Below are 16,239 nucleotides of genomic sequence, written 5' to 3'. Positions count from 1 at the left end.
CTGTAAGAACTTCAATTACTGCCTGGAAATATTCGATCTCTGCCTTAGCGTTAGCGATTGCATTCTTGCAGGAGGGTCCCTGTTTCCAAGCTGGCTGATTATTCCAGAACTCAACTACTCTTTCTTTCTGTGCAATAGCTTCGTTACAAAATTCAACGGTTAATGCTCCGTTAGCTTCTTTGATGTTTGCCATTACTCTTTCTCTCATCTTCTCTGTCATTGCCGTGTCCTCCTTGATTTGTTGTATCAACCTTATGGACTTATTATAGCACATCAAAATGTGATGTTCTACTGGCAATATCACTATAAAATGTGATGTTTGTTTGTGCACTTTGTCACATTAAAATGTGATATAAACTATTTGACGAAATAGCACTTGCAAACGTGATAATAATTTGATATGATGACCAAAAGGAGTGTGAGATTATGGCAATTAAATATGATAAGCTGATTCAAAAGCTCAATGAGGGAAAATATACATCTTACAAAATGAAGCAGACCAAGCTAATGAGCCAAGGCACCTACACGGCTATCATGAACGGGGGTGGAAGTTTGAGCTCCGAAGTGATTGACCGCCTATGCAAAGAATTTAACTGTCAGCCTGGTGATCTCATGGAATGGGTGCCAGATGAAGAAGAGTAAAGAACCGTGACCTTTTAGGGGCTACGGTTCTTTTAATTTATACCTACATGTATACCTAAGACATTAAAAAGCAATAAAAAATACAGGAAAACATTGGGTATAATGAGATTTAGGTATAGGATAATTTGGCTTATTTACTGCATTTTAAAACCCTATAAAGATAATTAGGTGTTGATTTTTGTAATGTAATGTCACAACCGTTGCGACGTCGCAACAAATTATCCGGTTACTTCTGCTTTCTTTTTAAGTATGTCAATGGCCCTCACCAAAATATCAGGAAGCGGCACTCCCATAAGTCCTGCATTTTCCACGATGGATATAAGCTCATTTGCCATAAAGCCAATGATCACCGCATCTCTTATGTAACTCGTCCCGATAGACAGATCCAACCGGTGAGCCACCAGGACAAACAGGAGGGTCATGCACTTACGACAGAGCCCCTTAAAGCCGGCTTTTGATTCCAGGGCACCAGTTTCAGTCTTGGTACTTCTTTTGAAGATTCCGGCCACGGCTAATCCGGAAAGAAAATCAATACACATAAAAAGAACCAAGGTACCCAATCCGGTATCCCAGCCCCCAAATAATGACGCTATAAAACTACCGCCTACTCCAACAGCTGTGCATAATATACTTTTCACTTTCATTTTCCTCACTCTTTCTCATATTCTTCTCCGGTAATCTCCCGGAATTCCTCCGCCATGATCCAGCGACCTACCGCATTACGGACCATAGCCAGGGACCACAGGCCTGCCTCATAAAAGCCCTTTACCTTATCAAATTTACTCATGGCTTATACCCCCTCTATATCAATATCTGCCATCATGGACATATATGCGATCTGAGCGCTGAGCACTGGAACCATCTGCTCTGCTGTAGGAATATACTGTATTGCTTCCTCTGCTCCATCTTTATTCACACGGTAAAACTCTCCATCATGATACCTATCCCCTATACCACACGGATATTGCAGGCAATCAACTGCAAAAGCCTCGTCCCCATGGGATGCCCTCGTCAGCCAATTAGCCATTTCATAATTGTCACAAACAATAATATTTTTAATTTCCCCGTCATAAATCTGCGCAAAAACCTGATGTACAATCATATTTTTAAGCTCCTTTCTTAATAACCCCATCTAAAGATAACCACACCGCTACCACCACTACCGCCTGGTCGTCCAGCAATACTACTCCCCGCCCCTCCACCGCCTCCTGCACCAGTACCGTTTGTTCCATTAGATCCGGCTGTCCCACCTGACCCAGAAGTTCCCCCGGCTCCTCCCCCAACAGCTCCGCCAGATGCTCCGCCTAGAAACACGTTTGGGTTGCCATACCAAATACCGCCTCCGCCTCCGCCTGCTCCATATAAAGTTCCAGTAGGTTCACCAAACGCCCTAGTAGTAAATCCCTGACCAGCGCTCGTACTAGTGGATGCTCCATCCTGACCTCCGACTTTCGCGTTTTGAGTTTGCGGTTGATCATTCCTATCCAAGTAAAATGTTGAACCAGTGCCACCACCAGAACCTCCACCCGTACTTTGACCACCATTGGCTGATATTAGGGTCGTAGAGGATTTGGTAACTGATGTTGCCCCGCCAGGCAATCCGCTAAACTGTGAATAACTTGTATTCCCACCAGCCCCCACAGTAATGTTTAAGATGTCTCCCGGATTGACTGAGATACCTTTAGTGGTCTTAGTAAATCCACCAGCCCCTCCATTACCTCCCCAACGTGACGCATTATTACCAGCCCAAGATGGTATAGTCTCACCGTATCCACCACCAGCCCCGGCCCCAACACAGAATATATCAACGCTGCGTACTCCAGCAGGAACAGTAAATGTTCCAGATGACGCAAATGCCTGTTGTCCCTTTGTAGTTTCTACCGTTGCAGTATAGCTAGTTGCATGTATCCATTCCGCATCATCTTTGATTGCATAGGAAAAGGCCCGGAAATAGTAGGATGTTCCTCCTGTAAAACTCGTCACCGTAGCACTGGAGCTTCCTGAAGCTACCATATTATTACCAGAGCCTTTATAATACCTAGTCCCATCTGAAATACTCGTTGGATAGCTGCCTGTCTTACCTATAATAATGACCCCAGAAAACGGACCCTTTTCAGGATTTTTCCAAGTGAATGAAATCGCCGTGGACGAGTACACGGCCGCACTAAAAGAAAGGATACTTTGTACCACCATAGTTCCGGTCTTGGGTTCTCCTTCCTTGTCTATAAAAACTTCACCAGCAAGCACATCGCCAGGTTCAACTGTCACCATTTCAAGGTCTACTCCATCTCCACCACCTTTTAAAACAATACATTCTGCCATTTCTACACTCCTTTCATCTGAATCTGGAAGTCTGCCGCTGGCTTTTTGTTATAGCAATAGACTGTTATACTTCCGGTGCCAGTAACCGCCCTGTCCACGCAGCCATAAGCCTTGCTTTGCAGCTTTACTGCCGCCGCTGTAATGCCATCTGGCAGATATAGGCTTACTATGGGCCTGTCAGATTCAGTTATATCCGGAACACTCACTGTCTGAGTATAGGGAGCGGAGCTACTCCAGCCTGAAGCAGGCAGAGTGACTGTCTTTACAGCCTCCAGCTTATTGACTTCTTTATTTGTCTGGTTGATATCATTCGCCCCAAACTTATCCCCCTGCTGAGTGTAGACAGTTGAATCCGGTATGCTGTAGGTCCCATCCTCATTTGGAATCAGCCGGTACCGGCGCTGTCCATCGTACATAGAATCCTTATAATCTGTTTTTAATCCCATTTAAAATGCACCTCCATTCAGTGTAAATTCTAACATCTTCCGGCCATTGATCCTGCTTTGAATGTTGCTGTAGATCAGCCTGCAGGCCTCCTCAATCCGGTTCAGTTCCCTCCAGTCAATAAAAGGCTGGTTATCGTAAAATGCCTGGCGGCTCCCCACATGGAAAGGAAAGGTCCCGGTACAGATGCGGTCCACATTGGACTCAAACCGGTTGATCTCATCTGCGTGAAATCCATAATCCTGATAGGTCTTGTCAGAACCCATTTCCTCATAAGCAAAATCCGGCCAGAGCATCAGAGCCTGGGACCGGATTTCATTTAAGTTTCCTTTTATACGGTTATAATCTTCTATATTAAAGTAGTCGGATTCTTTCCAGTTAGTTTTTGGTTGCTGCCACATGGCCCATATCCCTCCTTGCCTTTACGGTCCCGCTTAAGGCTCCGTTAAATTTCAAAGTATGCTCATACACCCTCAGAAGCAGATCCGGAACGCCTTTATGCTCCAGGAATGCAATATCATTGGCATCAATCCGGGGCTCGCCGCGGTATTGCAGATCATACTCCCGATCTGCTTTCATGTAGTCCCCAATCCAGTCAGCCAAATCTATGGCATGGATCATATCAGACACCAGGGGATTTTCCCACACCTCCAGGCTGCCGGTGGGGTTTAACTGCCTGCCTATCTTGGTCTGGCCTACATTGTATTCCCGGCCTGTTATAGAGACTTCAACGGCTCCTGTCGCCCCTGTAATCTCCACGGTGACAAAGTAGCTGCTACTCTCCACAATGGTCGCCTGCCCCTCTCCAGAAGCCAGGGCGCAGGATAAGTCATAAACAGGGCTTCCAAAATAAAAAGTATACCGGTTGTCAGCAGAGGTAATGGAGATTGTTTCTTTTGCCAATTCCTTGGCTTCCCCTCTCTGGCTATAAATTGTCCGGATCACCTGCAGCTCTCTCACCTTGGGAAGCTGCGTCCCCTTGGGGGTTTTAATAAGTTCCGGACCGTATCCAAAAACATAGTCCGTACTGTCTCCAAAAGTGATATTGGTAAGCGTCACCCGGTTATTGGGGCAGCCTTTTATAAATTCCAGCACCAACTGATCAAACTCTTGAAACTCATGGCTGATCACTGTTGTTGCGGTTAGGCCTGTTACGATGTAATCCTCCACCAACTCCCCGTCCCGGAAGGCATGAAAAATAATTTCAGAGGGGTTGTTGCGGCCAAATTCCAGAGTAAGTCCAAAGCACTTATAAGATGCCTCCAAAGCGATCTCCACCATGGGATTGGTCAAAAAAAAGCCGTCACCGTCTGCCACTTCCTCAGAAACGTATCCGGTATTTAAGTATTCCTCTGCTCCGGGCCTTGGCAGAAAATATTGTGTGGGGCGTATATCGGTGTGGTCCTGCGCTGCCATGGCATAAGTCTTTTTGACCGTCTTATCCAGGATTCCACCGACATTGCTAAAATAAGTCTCATTGGCAGAACTGGCTTCCATGTCCGGGACAAAGCTGGACTTTAAAAAGATGTTCCCCGCCCGGTCCTGGTAAAGAATGCACCGGCCCGCATTGGCAATCATCTGCAGGGCTTCCTTATGGGCCACCACCGGAACAGGATTATTTACCTTTACGGACTTCAAATAAGGATCAATCCAATAGGTTCTGTAATCGACCCCAGCATCGTCAAACACATCAACAGCCAGATCATAAAGGCTGATTCCCTCCGGACGATACAGACCCCTATAATAGGTTCCGTCCATACCGTCAAAGCGATCTGTTGCAGAAAAGCTCATTTCCTCATCATCAGCAGACCATTCCTTTAATTGTACCGTTGCCCCTGGAATCCACTCCACGGACCCGTCATCAAGCTCCTGGCCATATAAGACCGTGATATCCTGCCCGATCTCCAGAAAGTTTACAGAGCTTTCCGCATTTTCAATATCAAAGGCCCGGTCTTTGTTGTTTACAGTCAGGCTAAAATCAATAGAAGGAAGCTCCTCCATGATCGGACTGATGTATTCTTTCTTGGTCGCAGACAGAATCTTCCGGCTGTCAAAATAGATTCCAATTCCCATGGTTATCATGTGTATCCGGAACCGGCTCTGACCGTTTACCATGGCCGATGGAACAAACCGCAGGAAGGTAGCTCCATTAAATATCTCCTCCGTTGCAAAGTGGCCGCCGGCATTCCCGGTGATCTCCACGGTGTTGTTATCGGATTCGATAGTAAAGTCCACCGGGTAGGACTTACCAAATTCCACTGTCAAACCCTTGATGTCATATTGAATCGGAAACCGTATCTCAATCGGCCCCAGGATCTCCTCTGATACAATCCCTTGGTTAAGAACCACATCCGCTCTCTTCCGGGGAAGAAAATACATGCTGCCATTCGTAGTTGTATAATCCTGATCGCAGGTAGCATAAAGCCCCTGGACTTCATAATTATCCAGGGGCATCTTAAAGCTGCTGTAATAGGTATAGTTTTCCCTTTCGGGAATGAAGGCATCTGCCTGGGCCTGCTGATTGATCAGACCGATGGTTACACGAAGGAAGGAAAAAGGGTTCCTCCATTGCCTCCGCATCAGCTCTTTGTATTTCTGGCTTGCCGGCTGCACTATTCAATCACCCCACAATCCACGATATTCACTTTACAATTCTGATACATAGTGGGTAGTCCATCTTTATCAAATTCAACTGGTGTGGCTGTCCGATCTCCTGGATACATGCGGATCGTCATCATGCGGTTATGTACCATATCCGGAATCCGAGCTGTCACAACAAATTTATCAAATTCCTGTAGCATGGACGCCCAAGTAGCAGCGTCCAGGAATTTCCACTGCAGATTTTCAAATTTGTATTGATCTCTCCCCACTCTCTGTCCAATAAATTCACCTTTGGCGCTTTTTCCCTCACTAACGTTAGTTGCTACTCTTAAATTTCCTCCTATATCAGGAGAAGGAAACTCCCGTCCGTTAATTGTAATTACTGCCATCTATATCACCTCCTTTATGTCACTCTCAGGATGTGGCCGCTCCTTCTATCAAGATCAGCCAGCTTTTTCTTAATTTCCCGAATATCAATATTTACAGTTAAGTCCATAGCCTCAATCAGCTCTATGATCTTCCGAAGAAGGTCCACCATAAGAGACAGGTAATGATCTGACATGTTTTCAGTATGTATGGACATAGCTTGATTTGCCATAGCCTGTACCTGATCAGCAGGGCCGAAGCTGCGCCCTGACGTGCCTACCAGGGACAAATGAGGTGTTGCGCTGCTTGCCATATTACTGATGTTGGCAACCAGAGGCGCTATAGCAGTTCTCATACCATACTGTACAGCCCTGGTGATGCCTTCTGTAATCTGCATATTGTTGGCAACAGCGGCCTTTCCTCCCCAGTTGCCGACCATTTCAGGATTGCCATTTTCATTAGCTACGAACAGACTTCCGGAAGTCGGAAAGCCTCCGGTTGCATGGCCTTTTATATCTCCTGGGCCACCGCTTACATATCCCTTACTGCTTCCTGGTCCGGAAGAACTCTTTTTCTCCTCTTTTTCCTCTGTATCTTCTCTGCCTTTTTTAACTGCACTTTTCACACCATCGACGATCTTATCAAATGCTTCTCCAACTTCCTTGGCTATGCCACCAAGCCAGCCCGTAATACTGGACCATATCTCTTTCATGCCGTCCCAAAGCTTCTTCATTACGGATTTACCGATCTCCAGCATTTCATCCAGTCTGAATACATCTTTGATTTTCTGCCAGATTTCTCCGAACCAGTCCTTGATGGCATTCCACTTTTCTTCTATGGTAGCTTTTACACTGTCCCAAATTTCTGACAGCTTATCCCGGAGGGACTCAAAGATTTCTGCCGCCTTGTTTTTTATAGCATCCCAAACATTTGATGCAAAGGTTTTTATGCCGTTCCAAATCAGTTCCCAAATGCCTTTTATCGCACTGAGGACGGTACTAAGGATGGCTTTTATTGTATTTATTATGAGGGATACTATATCCTTCATGGCATCCCAGATGCCACCAAAGAAAGTCTTTATTCCCTCCCAAGCCCTCTCCCAATCGCCAGTAAAAATACCTACGATAAAATCCATCAGGCCGCCTAAAGCCGTTAAAATATCATCAACAACTTTGCTTACCCCCTCGAAGAATGAGAAAAATCCATCAATAACATTTTTTATAAATCCGGATATGATCGGGGCAGCCGTTTCCATAAACCAGATAATAAATGGTTGCAAAACGGTTTCCCACAGTACTTTTATGGCATCTGCTGTCTTTCCTGCAAATTCCATAAATTTATCAATTAGGGGAGACAAGTGTTGTTCTCTGAAATCCTGAAACCTCTCCGACAGATAGGTCAGCACTGGAAGGAAATGCGTATTATACAGTTCTAAAAACTTTGTCCCGATCTCAGTAAATCCTTGTTTGAAAGAATCAAACATAGGTTTTACATGATTATCATAAGTATCATTCAGCTTTTTAAACACTTCTTCAACAATGGATTTCACCTCAGAAAAAATAGGCTCTACTGCCGAAAAGGTACCTTCCAATGTCTGTTTAATTAAATCCCTGTTTTGAATAAAAGGAGCTGTTATTGTATCCAGAACATCCCTAGTCAGTTTGCCGACCAACTCTATCACGCCCATAAAAGCTTCTGCAAAAATACCTTGCAGATCAGCACTAATTTGTTTTGCACTGTCACTTCTTAAAGATTCAAAGATTGTGGCAATGGCAACGCTAAAATTACCGGCAATATCAGCAATGCTCCCCCCAATATCAAACATGGATACCAAATACTCTTTGATCCTGCCACTATTCTGCTCCAAGAACAGGTTGATCCCGCCCAGCAGATTATCAGCTATGGAGGCGCCAACGGAAGCCACGCTTCCAGCTACTTTCCCCAGATTAACAGCTATGCGGTTCCCAAATTCCTCTGCAGAAGCCATGACCGCCGGATCATTGAAGATATCTTTTAAACTCTGCTTAATATTCTGTAGGGAACCTTGAATGCTGTCCAGTACCGACGTATCCCCAAAACCAATACTGAACCCAGTCTTAAAGAGTCCCGCCAATTCCTTGGTACGGTCAATCAGTCCCTGGTACTTATTATTAGCCTCATCCACTCCAGAGGTATCCAGGGACCCCATGTCAAATTCATCCGAAGTATATCCACCGGCACTACCAGCTCCGCCACCGGAATCACCTGTATCCGGTGCACTGATGATATTTAATTCATCAATACCGGTGGACATTCCCTTGATATCCTTAGCTGCTTTCTTGGCAGCCCCGCCGGTTCCTCCGATTGCCCCGGAAGCTTTGTCCGCCGCGTCAGTAACCGCCTCCATGCCAGAGGCAGCTGCAGCCGATACTCCGCCACCAGAACTCTTCTTTCCGGAAATTAAATCCGTAAACGCCTTAAAAGCATTTGCAAGGCTCATCAGCTTTCCAATGATCGTATTGATCACCTGGACAACAGGAGTAAGTACATTGATAAGCCCCTGCCCGATGGCAGCCTTTAGAGCATTGAATTGCTCTGACAGGATTCTGGTTTGATTGGCCCAACTTCCGCTGTTCCTGGTAAAGTCCCCGGTAGCAAGGGCCAGCTGATCCTGTACAAATTTATACCGCAGGGCTACCTTCTCAGCCTCCGACATCTTTGCCGTTACTTTCCCGTATCCATTGGCCAGAGCATAGCTGTCAAGAGCACTCTGGGTCATAACTATTCCCAGATCCTTCAAGACTTCAGTCTCCCCAGAGAACACCGCCTTCAGCTTTGTAAATGCCTCATCAGCAGAAAGGTTATAAAAGGACGCTACGTCTCCAGCGAGCCCAGTCAAGGTCGTGGACATGTCATAAGCAGCACTCTCAGAAAAACCAAAAGCTTTTGCCATGGCCCCGAAGGTACCAGTAAATTTCTTGGCCATGGTTTCTGACATGCCGAAAGATGTAATTGCATTCTTGGCAAACTGGTCGATTTGCTTAGACATCTGGGGGAAGGTTACATCAACAACGTTCTGCACTTCCTCCAGATTAGATCCCAGTTCAATCGCGCTCTTTCCAAAATCAATAATCTTTTTCACTGAAAAAGCAGCAGCCAGGGCAAGGCCCGCCTTTTTTGCAAGGCCTTGAATGCCAGCCATTTGTGCATCAAAACTGTTTTTGTTGACTACAAGATCAAGTCCTATCTGCCCAACACTATCTGCCATAATCTACCCCACCTCCTATCCGAATAATTGCGCAAACATCTTTTCTAAATCTGCCATTTCCTGCTCATAAGCTGCAGGGGCCATAGATTCAGCCTTCCGGTTGCGCCATTCATTGTAAATACGCTTCTGGTCTTTATTGAAATTCTTAATTACATTTTTGTCCGTTTCCGCCCTGATCGCCACGATTCTACCCAGAGGCGTTTCCGGATCGATTCCGGAAAGCAGGGCTTTGAATTCAGCCCAGCTCACCGATTCAAATTCTTTGGTTCGTATTCTCAGCCCGTACTGCGAAAGGAAGCTGGCAATAATCAAGTCCCAGTCTTCAAACAAATCGTAGTACGGGTCACTACTCTCCCTGGTTGTTTACGTCTCTCGTAATCAGCTCTACTGCCTCCTGAACCACTATAATGAGATCATTGAAGTTAAGACCTAACTTCTCAACTTCTTTCTTGGATTTGTCCGGAAAGATCATGTCATAGATTTCTACAACCTCCTTAGGGCCAATATCATTTACGCTCATTAGTGCCATAATCCTAAGCATGGTAGGCGCATCAGCGTTTACCTCCAGCTTTTTTCCCTTAATAATCAAAGACGGATTTCCGTCAAAGGTCAGCTTTTCTGTAATATCAATCATTTTTGCCATCTCTTATTCTCTCCTTAATCCTCTGGTCCACCAGTTCCCGTTGCTGCTGTAAAAGTGGGTTTCCCCTTGCATTTCACTTCAAATTCCAGAGCATCAACTGCCGTGCTGTCTCCACCTGCTGGAGTAGTTACATTGATAATTACATCACACTCCAGTTTTGCACCGGAAGGCATCTCCCATTCAAAAGGTGCCACCACATCATTTCCGGATTTCCATGCAAGACCGGCAATATAATCATTTCCTGGGTCGCCATAGGTGCGCTTTCCTTGGAAGCTAAAAGACAATTTTTTGCTGGTCATCATAGCATCCCCCCAGCCTTCATGCTCCATGGCATTCCATTCCTCCACACCGCCCTCAATACTTGGGGCAAAGTTCGTTAAATTCGCAATCATGACCATGGATGCCTTAAGGCCATTCAGTCCAAATTTAAATTTATTATTGTTAACCGGATACACTTTCGCTTCTGGCATAAAATCACCTGTTCCTTTCATAAATAAAATCCAGCCAGATCACATATTCATATACTCTATCATCATCTGATCCAACGTCCTGTGGCTCAGGAACCATCAGGCGAAGGTAATTGACGTGAGCATCTCCTATGGTCAGGCTGGATACACTTCTTAGTTTCTCAAACAACCTATAAGCCGCCCTCTCCGTCTCATCCTTGTTTTTATTCCAGTGAATAAGAAGAGAAACTGGCTTCGTATCGTAAGTGGTACATTCAAGGCCGCCTATGGCGATGTTAGCTGGTCCAGAGGTTGGGCGGCTGTAAACACCAATGGACTTCTGCTTTTTGCTGTCCAGCTTTCCTGTGTAGACATTATCATCTACTGCAATACCCAGACCGGAAATATATTGCCTGACATCCTTTAAGGTCAGCATCACACATCACCTACCTTTTTATAAAATTTCTTAAATGCCTCTTTTGCAAAGTTTTCGTTAATTCCACCTGGCAGCCATGGATCATACCATTTTCCTCCAGCAAAGGCATTTTCATCTGTTTGGAAATCATACTCTGGATGATAATACATCCGTCTTGCATAAGGTGTGCTTGACACCAGCTGTACTTTCCCTGAGGCAGAATCAGAATTATCAACAAAGGTGCTTTCATTTTGCAAGTTTCCCATCCCGAAAGGCATAATCTCAGATTGCAATACTTCTTTATGCAATGCTTCCGCTGTCATTTCCAGGGCGGTCACCGAGGCTTGTGTTAACTCCTTGATACGAGGCAAATTCATTTTTACCGTAGATTTCACTTGCATCAAACCACCTCCAGAGTACAAAAGTTCACCGTTCCATCAGGATTCCGGTTCTTGGTTCCCTGCTCAATCCGCCTCTCTCGCCCAAACACCGTAACCGTACCACCGCTTAAGCTTGGAATCTCAGGGGCAATGTCACCGGAAAGCATAGCAGTTCCCGCGATCCGGACCATCTTTTTTTCTGCTGTTAGGATTGTCTTTGCCCGGTCCTGGAAGTTGCATTTTAAATCCAGGTCCACTATATACATGGGTTCACCCAGATTATTAAGCTCCTCACTTTCCAGATGAACATGGATATCTGTTTTACATAACTTTTTAGGTACCAAACATGGATACTTCATAGATCACCTCGCTAACCGGCAGCTTAGACCTGTCTGAGAGAGCAGAGCATATACATCACGTTTCATAGCAATACCTTTATCCGTGAATACGTTCCACCCCTGTCCAAACTGCATGGAAGTTCCGTTAATGCTGTAGCTGGATAAGACAGTGTCGATGGCTTCAGCGTTTTCATACTCAAAGTCAGCCTGCAGACAAACAATCTCCCTGATCACATCCTGCTGAAATTCTGTCAAAGAAGAAATTCCCCGGCCCACAATGCGGTTGTAGGTCAGGGAATCAATATGCCGGCTGGCCTGACGAAGAATCCTCTCAAGCTCATCATCGGGAACTATGCTGCCTTTATAGATTTCTTTATAATACTCTGGGGTTGCATAGGGGACGTAAGGCATCTTACTCACCCGCTTTCGCTTTTTCTTTTGCTGCCTTCTCCAGTGCTAAAACCTTTTCTTTCAGGACTTTATTATCTTTCTCCAGTTCTGATACTTTGATTTCTAAGGCTTCATTGGCTTTGTTAGCTCCCTCTGCGGATTCTTTCAGGAACTTAACCGTCGCCAGATGTTCTGCGACGGTGATTTTTTTTAGAGGAGAGTGCTCCAGCAGCTCCCCTTCATCACCATAAATATCATAACCGTCATCAAGATAACGCTTCTTCTCAGTTTCCGTGATTGTGTATACCTTATTTTCTCTTTTTGCTTTCATGCTTACGCCCCCCTGTTAATGATGCAGGCCTGTTTCAACTCCTGGTCCAGTGCAAAAGTGCCGTTGAATCTACGGTTCTGGTACATATAGTTGTCTGCAACCCTGGAATCATGTCCCGGTGTATAAACATTGATGTAGGAGTATTTTACTCTGGAAACCTGTGCTTCCGGATCAATCAGGATGTAGTTAATCTGTTTTCCAGATGCATCCGCCTTATACCCATCGGTGAAATCATAAGTTGTTTTAAATCTCTCAAGCGGAACAGTAACGATCTCTCCCAGGTCATCTAATCCGTGCACCCTGCGATCAATGGCGGTGCTGCCATTGGCTTCAAGTGTCCGCTGAATGCCCTCTGCGTTCTTCAACTCTTTGCGATATGCCGCCGTACAATACAGGATGCAGCGTGATAACGGGATACCCAAATCTTCAAATTTTTCGCAGTTGTCATCAAAGTCTGCCAGGATATTGGCCCTGGTCACTGCATTGGTACGGATTTCCGCTCCTACTCTAACAGCCTCAGAATATACCTTTGAGAAGGTATAACAATCCAGTTCCGGAATTGCCTGACGCTTTTCAAATCTCGCCTGAATATTAGCAATTGACATGATCTGATTCGTTTCATCTACGTCCATGGGGTCGATGAAAAACTCAATATCCCTGTCGTGATCAAGAGACTTGGTTTCAAAACTGTTGGAATAATTTCCGCCGTTAAATCCCAGAGTGTTCCTGTCATGGTCCTTATATCCACTCACCGTAATACGGGGGATTTTAATATCCTTTGCTCCTACAATCTTAATATCCGGATTGCTGTTGTACAGTGCATTTGATTTCAGTTCATGCCCATACATATCAATAATTCTTGTGTGAAATTGTGTCACATAACTTAATAATGCCATAATAAAAACCCTCCTATCGTTTTACACCAAATATTTTATCAAGCTCCGCATCAACTGCGGAGGTAGTACCGCTCTGCCCAGGTACACCTACCTGAACAAAACCAGAAGCCTGCCCTGGCTGCGGTTTCAATGCGGGAACGTCTTCCAGCACTTTGTTTAAGGCATTTTTCATAGCTTCGTCATTGATCTTGCCGTCCTGACCCATGGCCTGACTCAAATCTGCTATCTTAAGGACATAGGGAACTGTTTTTACATCAACTCCCAGCCCGATTGCTGCCAAAGTGGCCGCATTTTCAATAATAGCCTGACGAGCTGTTTCCTGCGCCTGCGTAAGCTGTATCTGAATAGCATTCACATTCGGCTGAGAAGCTGCTTTCTGCTCCTTAAATGCCGCTATGGCCTGGGTCATTTCCTCCTGGCTAAGGCCCTGCTGTTTTAAATATCCTTTCAGGACACTGTCTTCTGTGGCCGCTTGCTTTCCTGCTATTAGCTGGGCTATTTTATCATAATCAATAGCGGGCGCCTGAGCTGTTTGCTGGGTGGGCACTGGAGCAGTAGCTGGAGTAGACACCGGTGCCCCTCCTGATCCTCCCTGTCCCCCGTCAGCCTCAAACAGCGGCATCATAAATCTTCCAAATCTCATTTTATAGTCTCCTTTCACAGTTAAAATGGTGTCTCCATCGTACAGTTTTTAATGTGCTGTCTGCACTTGAACAGTTGATAGCGGTGTGTCTCACCGTAGTTTATAGCGCCTTCGGGCATAAAAATAAGACGCATGACCCCGCGCCTCAAAGGAAGATAATCTGATCGCCTTACCTTTTCTTGTTCTTTTCAATGGAATCTAATAGCATTTTTAAAGCTATCAAGACAGTAATACAGATGATAGCCGTAATCTGAGCACCCATTGCCATGATACCCCTCCTTTCTGTTGCGACGGCCACAACAAAAAACCACCGGCCATTTTACTGACTGGTGGATTCCTTCTTTTTCTTATATTCTTCTATTTCTTCCTTTGATGGCAGAGGGATAAACACATTATCCGATTGAACAAATACTGTTCCTTTGGGATATTCACTAAATGGCCTATCAACTTCGCCAAATTTTACTCTTTTTTCTCCCACTCCTACCTGCCTCCTTAAAATAGGTTAAGCCAAATTTATCTGTTAACTGCTCTACGATTCGTTTCTGATATTCAATGGAATAATCTTGATTAGTATTGATTCTGCCTGACAAATATTCTTCATGCATATCCTTTTCCAGCGCTTTTTGAATGTCTTCATATTCCTTGTACATCTTCTCTAACGTATTAATGGCCTCTGGCCATTCTTTGGGTTGTTTTAGTACATAGATTCCATCACGTCCAATAGCCCGCAACTCCGAAAGTCCCGTATCACCAAGCACACTAATATCATCAGGAGAGAAGGTTGCGCCTTCGGGGTGATTGTGTGTCAGGACTCCACCTCTCATTAATAAGGCCTCCTCTGGCGTATAAACAATCTCATGTTTTCCACCATGCTTCTTGAATAGTCGATTACCGGAAGCATCATACAATATACCATATTCGCTCTTATGGCCAGCAATGGAAGCCTCATCAAGCCTTCGTCTGTCTATCGCTTCATTGGACCAGCCATCTGTCTTTATTATATCAGATTGTTGATACTTAGCAAGTCGCTGTTTCCACTCTTTTTCTTTTCTTCCATAATTCTTTTTATTCTCAGGATCCAGGGAATGCTCTGCCAGGCGCCCGAACTTATCGGCCTGCCGTTTAGCATATTGGTGATCCTGTTCCTGCTTATATTTCTGTCCAATAGAATCCAGCTCTTTCCTTGTCCAGGTATCTTCCGCTGTAGAAATCCCTGGGAAATAGGTGCCGTGGCTATCCTTGCATCTTGGGTGATACAGGCCTCGTTTTATAGCTAAACTCATTAAAGGATATGGGCCGTCACTGGCCTTTCCTCCGGACCATACATCGTCAATCAGGACCTTCCCCACAAAGAGTAAGCACTTAGGACATGGATTTCCACGTTTATTTATTATGACAGTGGATATCCCCCATTCCTGACGCTTCTCACCCTCGCCCTGTAAATATGCCCGCTTAGTGGCTGTCCTGATAGCCATATCTGCGTAGTCTTCCAAGGTGTGGAGGGTGCCGTTTTTATATTCTACGCAGGCCAGGCCACGGGAAAGCATATCCTTGATAGCCATGTCCACTGCTTTTTCATAGGTCCCGGCTCCGGAATTGGCATATACCTGAGCATTAAAAATAGCCTTGCGATACTGGTCATTGGCCCTGCGCAGGATTGCTGTTTCAGCTTTTTTCATATCATGAGTAGTTGCGTTGATCAGAGCTTCCAGCTTCCGGGTATTCAACTTGAAAAATTCTGCCTGCATGGCTGCTGAAGCGGGCTTATAGCTCTTGAATCCATTTTTAATGGCGCGAAGGATCTGAGCTTCCTGCTCCATGCCTCCCTTTTGCCTAGAGTGCCATATCAGTTCCCCCATTTGAGCATTAATACTTTTAAACTGCTTACTGTATTTCTTTTGATTCTCCAGCTTATACTTCTCTAAGGCTTTTAGCTGCTCCACCTGCCACATAGCCCATTCGAATCCTTCTTCTACTTCCTCCGCATGGTGGCGGTCCATGTTCCGGATCATGGAGGCAATCAGATCCTGCTCTATGGCTTCAAAGGCCGCAGAAATATCATATTCATTCATAGGCTTATCTACCATTTGCCAGAACCTTAAATCCCTGGGATCTGAATTGCCGGGTGAGCTCTT

The 16,239-nt window shown here is 45.2% G+C and carries 22 protein-coding genes and 1 pseudogene; 1 reads left to right on the top strand and 22 read right to left on the bottom strand.

What is annotated here, in order from left to right; all coding sequences use genetic code 11:
* Nucleotides 1–220, bottom strand: a 220-nt coding sequence (locus tag QM657_RS18630; protein ID WP_415068204.1) for a hypothetical protein, incomplete at its 3' end; no start/stop codon positions are given.
* A 206-nt stretch (nucleotides 221–426) separates the two neighbouring features.
* On the opposite strand from QM657_RS18630, the gene QM657_RS18625 reads away from it, so the two are divergent.
* Complete coding sequence (locus QM657_RS18625) at nucleotides 427–642, top strand: helix-turn-helix domain-containing protein (RefSeq protein WP_415068203.1); 216 nt, start codon at nucleotides 427–429, stop codon at nucleotides 640–642.
* A 218-nt stretch (nucleotides 643–860) separates the two neighbouring features.
* Here QM657_RS18625 and QM657_RS18620 read toward each other — a convergent pair whose 3' ends face one another.
* From QM657_RS18620 to QM657_RS18520, 21 genes and pseudogenes are all read right to left on the bottom strand, one after another.
* Entirely contained in the window at nucleotides 861–1,286 is a 426-nt protein-coding gene (locus tag QM657_RS18620) for a holin family protein (RefSeq protein ID WP_415068202.1), read from the bottom strand.
* Nucleotides 1,287–1,291: 5 nt separating this feature from the next.
* A complete protein-coding gene (locus QM657_RS18615) occupies nucleotides 1,292–1,429 on the bottom strand; it encodes an XkdX family protein (protein ID WP_415068201.1) in 138 nt (45 codons plus the stop codon).
* A 3-nt stretch (nucleotides 1,430–1,432) separates the two neighbouring features.
* Nucleotides 1,433–1,744, bottom strand: coding sequence for a hypothetical protein (locus QM657_RS18610; RefSeq protein ID WP_415068200.1), 312 nt, complete (start codon nucleotides 1,742–1,744; stop codon nucleotides 1,433–1,435).
* Nucleotides 1,745–1,761: 17 nt separating this feature from the next.
* Nucleotides 1,762–2,964 (bottom strand): glycine-rich domain-containing protein, encoded by a 1,203-nt coding sequence (locus QM657_RS18605; RefSeq protein ID WP_415068199.1) that lies wholly within the window; start codon nucleotides 2,962–2,964, stop codon nucleotides 1,762–1,764.
* 2 nt (nucleotides 2,965–2,966) lie between these two features.
* The gene (locus QM657_RS18600; RefSeq protein ID WP_415068198.1) at nucleotides 2,967–3,410 is read right to left on the bottom strand and encodes a hypothetical protein; all 444 of its coding nucleotides are present in this window, start codon (nucleotides 3,408–3,410) and stop codon (nucleotides 2,967–2,969) included.
* Nucleotides 3,411–3,809: a hypothetical protein gene (locus tag QM657_RS18595; protein WP_415068197.1), complete on the bottom strand. Its 399-nt coding sequence runs from the start codon at nucleotides 3,807–3,809 to the stop codon at nucleotides 3,411–3,413.
* Nucleotides 3,787–6,021, bottom strand: a complete 2,235-nt coding sequence (locus QM657_RS18590; protein ID WP_415068196.1) for a hypothetical protein — start codon at nucleotides 6,019–6,021, stop codon at nucleotides 3,787–3,789. The genes QM657_RS18595 and QM657_RS18590 overlap by 23 nt, the downstream gene beginning before the upstream one ends.
* Entirely contained in the window at nucleotides 6,021–6,398 is a 378-nt protein-coding gene (locus QM657_RS18585) for a hypothetical protein (protein WP_415068195.1), read from the bottom strand. The genes QM657_RS18590 and QM657_RS18585 overlap by 1 nt, the downstream gene beginning before the upstream one ends.
* A gap of 14 nt (nucleotides 6,399–6,412) precedes the next feature.
* Nucleotides 6,413–9,622 carry a hypothetical protein gene (locus QM657_RS18580; RefSeq protein ID WP_415068194.1) on the bottom strand — a complete coding sequence of 1,070 codons (3,210 nt, stop codon included), beginning with the start codon at nucleotides 9,620–9,622 and terminating at the stop codon, nucleotides 6,413–6,415.
* 15 nt (nucleotides 9,623–9,637) lie between these two features.
* A pseudogene (locus QM657_RS18575) lies at nucleotides 9,638–9,958 on the bottom strand (Gp15 family bacteriophage protein); the annotation flags it as partial.
* A 10-nt stretch (nucleotides 9,959–9,968) separates the two neighbouring features.
* On the bottom strand, nucleotides 9,969–10,265 hold the full coding sequence (locus tag QM657_RS18570) for a hypothetical protein (RefSeq protein WP_415068193.1): 297 nt from the start codon (nucleotides 10,263–10,265) through the stop codon (nucleotides 9,969–9,971).
* Between the two features lie 14 nt (nucleotides 10,266–10,279).
* On the bottom strand, nucleotides 10,280–10,756 hold the full coding sequence (locus QM657_RS18565) for a phage tail tube protein (protein WP_415068192.1): 477 nt from the start codon (nucleotides 10,754–10,756) through the stop codon (nucleotides 10,280–10,282).
* The gene (locus tag QM657_RS18560) at nucleotides 10,740–11,147 is read right to left on the bottom strand and encodes a minor capsid protein (RefSeq protein WP_415068191.1); all 408 of its coding nucleotides are present in this window, start codon (nucleotides 11,145–11,147) and stop codon (nucleotides 10,740–10,742) included. The genes QM657_RS18565 and QM657_RS18560 overlap by 17 nt, the downstream gene beginning before the upstream one ends.
* Nucleotides 11,147–11,527 carry a hypothetical protein gene (locus tag QM657_RS18555; RefSeq protein ID WP_415068190.1) on the bottom strand — a complete coding sequence of 127 codons (381 nt, stop codon included), beginning with the start codon at nucleotides 11,525–11,527 and terminating at the stop codon, nucleotides 11,147–11,149. The genes QM657_RS18560 and QM657_RS18555 overlap by 1 nt, the downstream gene beginning before the upstream one ends.
* Nucleotides 11,527–11,772, bottom strand: coding sequence for a hypothetical protein (locus QM657_RS18550; protein ID WP_415068189.1), 246 nt, complete (start codon nucleotides 11,770–11,772; stop codon nucleotides 11,527–11,529). The genes QM657_RS18555 and QM657_RS18550 overlap by 1 nt, the downstream gene beginning before the upstream one ends.
* Before the next feature lie 96 nt (nucleotides 11,773–11,868).
* Nucleotides 11,869–12,255: a hypothetical protein gene (locus QM657_RS18545; RefSeq protein ID WP_415068206.1), complete on the bottom strand. Its 387-nt coding sequence runs from the start codon at nucleotides 12,253–12,255 to the stop codon at nucleotides 11,869–11,871.
* 1 nt (nucleotide 12,256) lies between these two features.
* Entirely contained in the window at nucleotides 12,257–12,565 is a 309-nt protein-coding gene (locus QM657_RS18540) for a hypothetical protein (protein WP_415068188.1), read from the bottom strand.
* Nucleotides 12,566–12,567: 2 nt separating this feature from the next.
* The gene (locus tag QM657_RS18535; RefSeq protein ID WP_415068187.1) at nucleotides 12,568–13,461 is read right to left on the bottom strand and encodes a capsid protein; all 894 of its coding nucleotides are present in this window, start codon (nucleotides 13,459–13,461) and stop codon (nucleotides 12,568–12,570) included.
* Between the two features lie 13 nt (nucleotides 13,462–13,474).
* Nucleotides 13,475–14,104, bottom strand: a complete 630-nt coding sequence (locus QM657_RS18530; protein WP_415068186.1) for a hypothetical protein — start codon at nucleotides 14,102–14,104, stop codon at nucleotides 13,475–13,477.
* Nucleotides 14,105–14,423: 319 nt separating this feature from the next.
* Nucleotides 14,424–14,582: a hypothetical protein gene (locus QM657_RS18525; protein ID WP_415068185.1), complete on the bottom strand. Its 159-nt coding sequence runs from the start codon at nucleotides 14,580–14,582 to the stop codon at nucleotides 14,424–14,426.
* Nucleotides 14,548–16,176 carry a phage minor capsid protein gene (locus QM657_RS18520; RefSeq protein WP_415068184.1) on the bottom strand — a complete coding sequence of 543 codons (1,629 nt, stop codon included), beginning with the start codon at nucleotides 16,174–16,176 and terminating at the stop codon, nucleotides 14,548–14,550. The genes QM657_RS18525 and QM657_RS18520 overlap by 35 nt, the downstream gene beginning before the upstream one ends.
* Between the last annotated feature and the right edge of the window lie 63 nt (nucleotides 16,177–16,239).

Origin of the sequence: Lacrimispora sp. (genome assembly GCF_047605665.1) — a bacterium.
In the GTDB taxonomy this organism is placed as follows: domain Bacteria; phylum Bacillota; class Clostridia; order Lachnospirales; family Lachnospiraceae; genus Lacrimispora.
The sequence above is the reverse complement of the archived record's forward strand: the minus strand, read 5'-3'. Positions and strand labels throughout refer to the sequence as shown.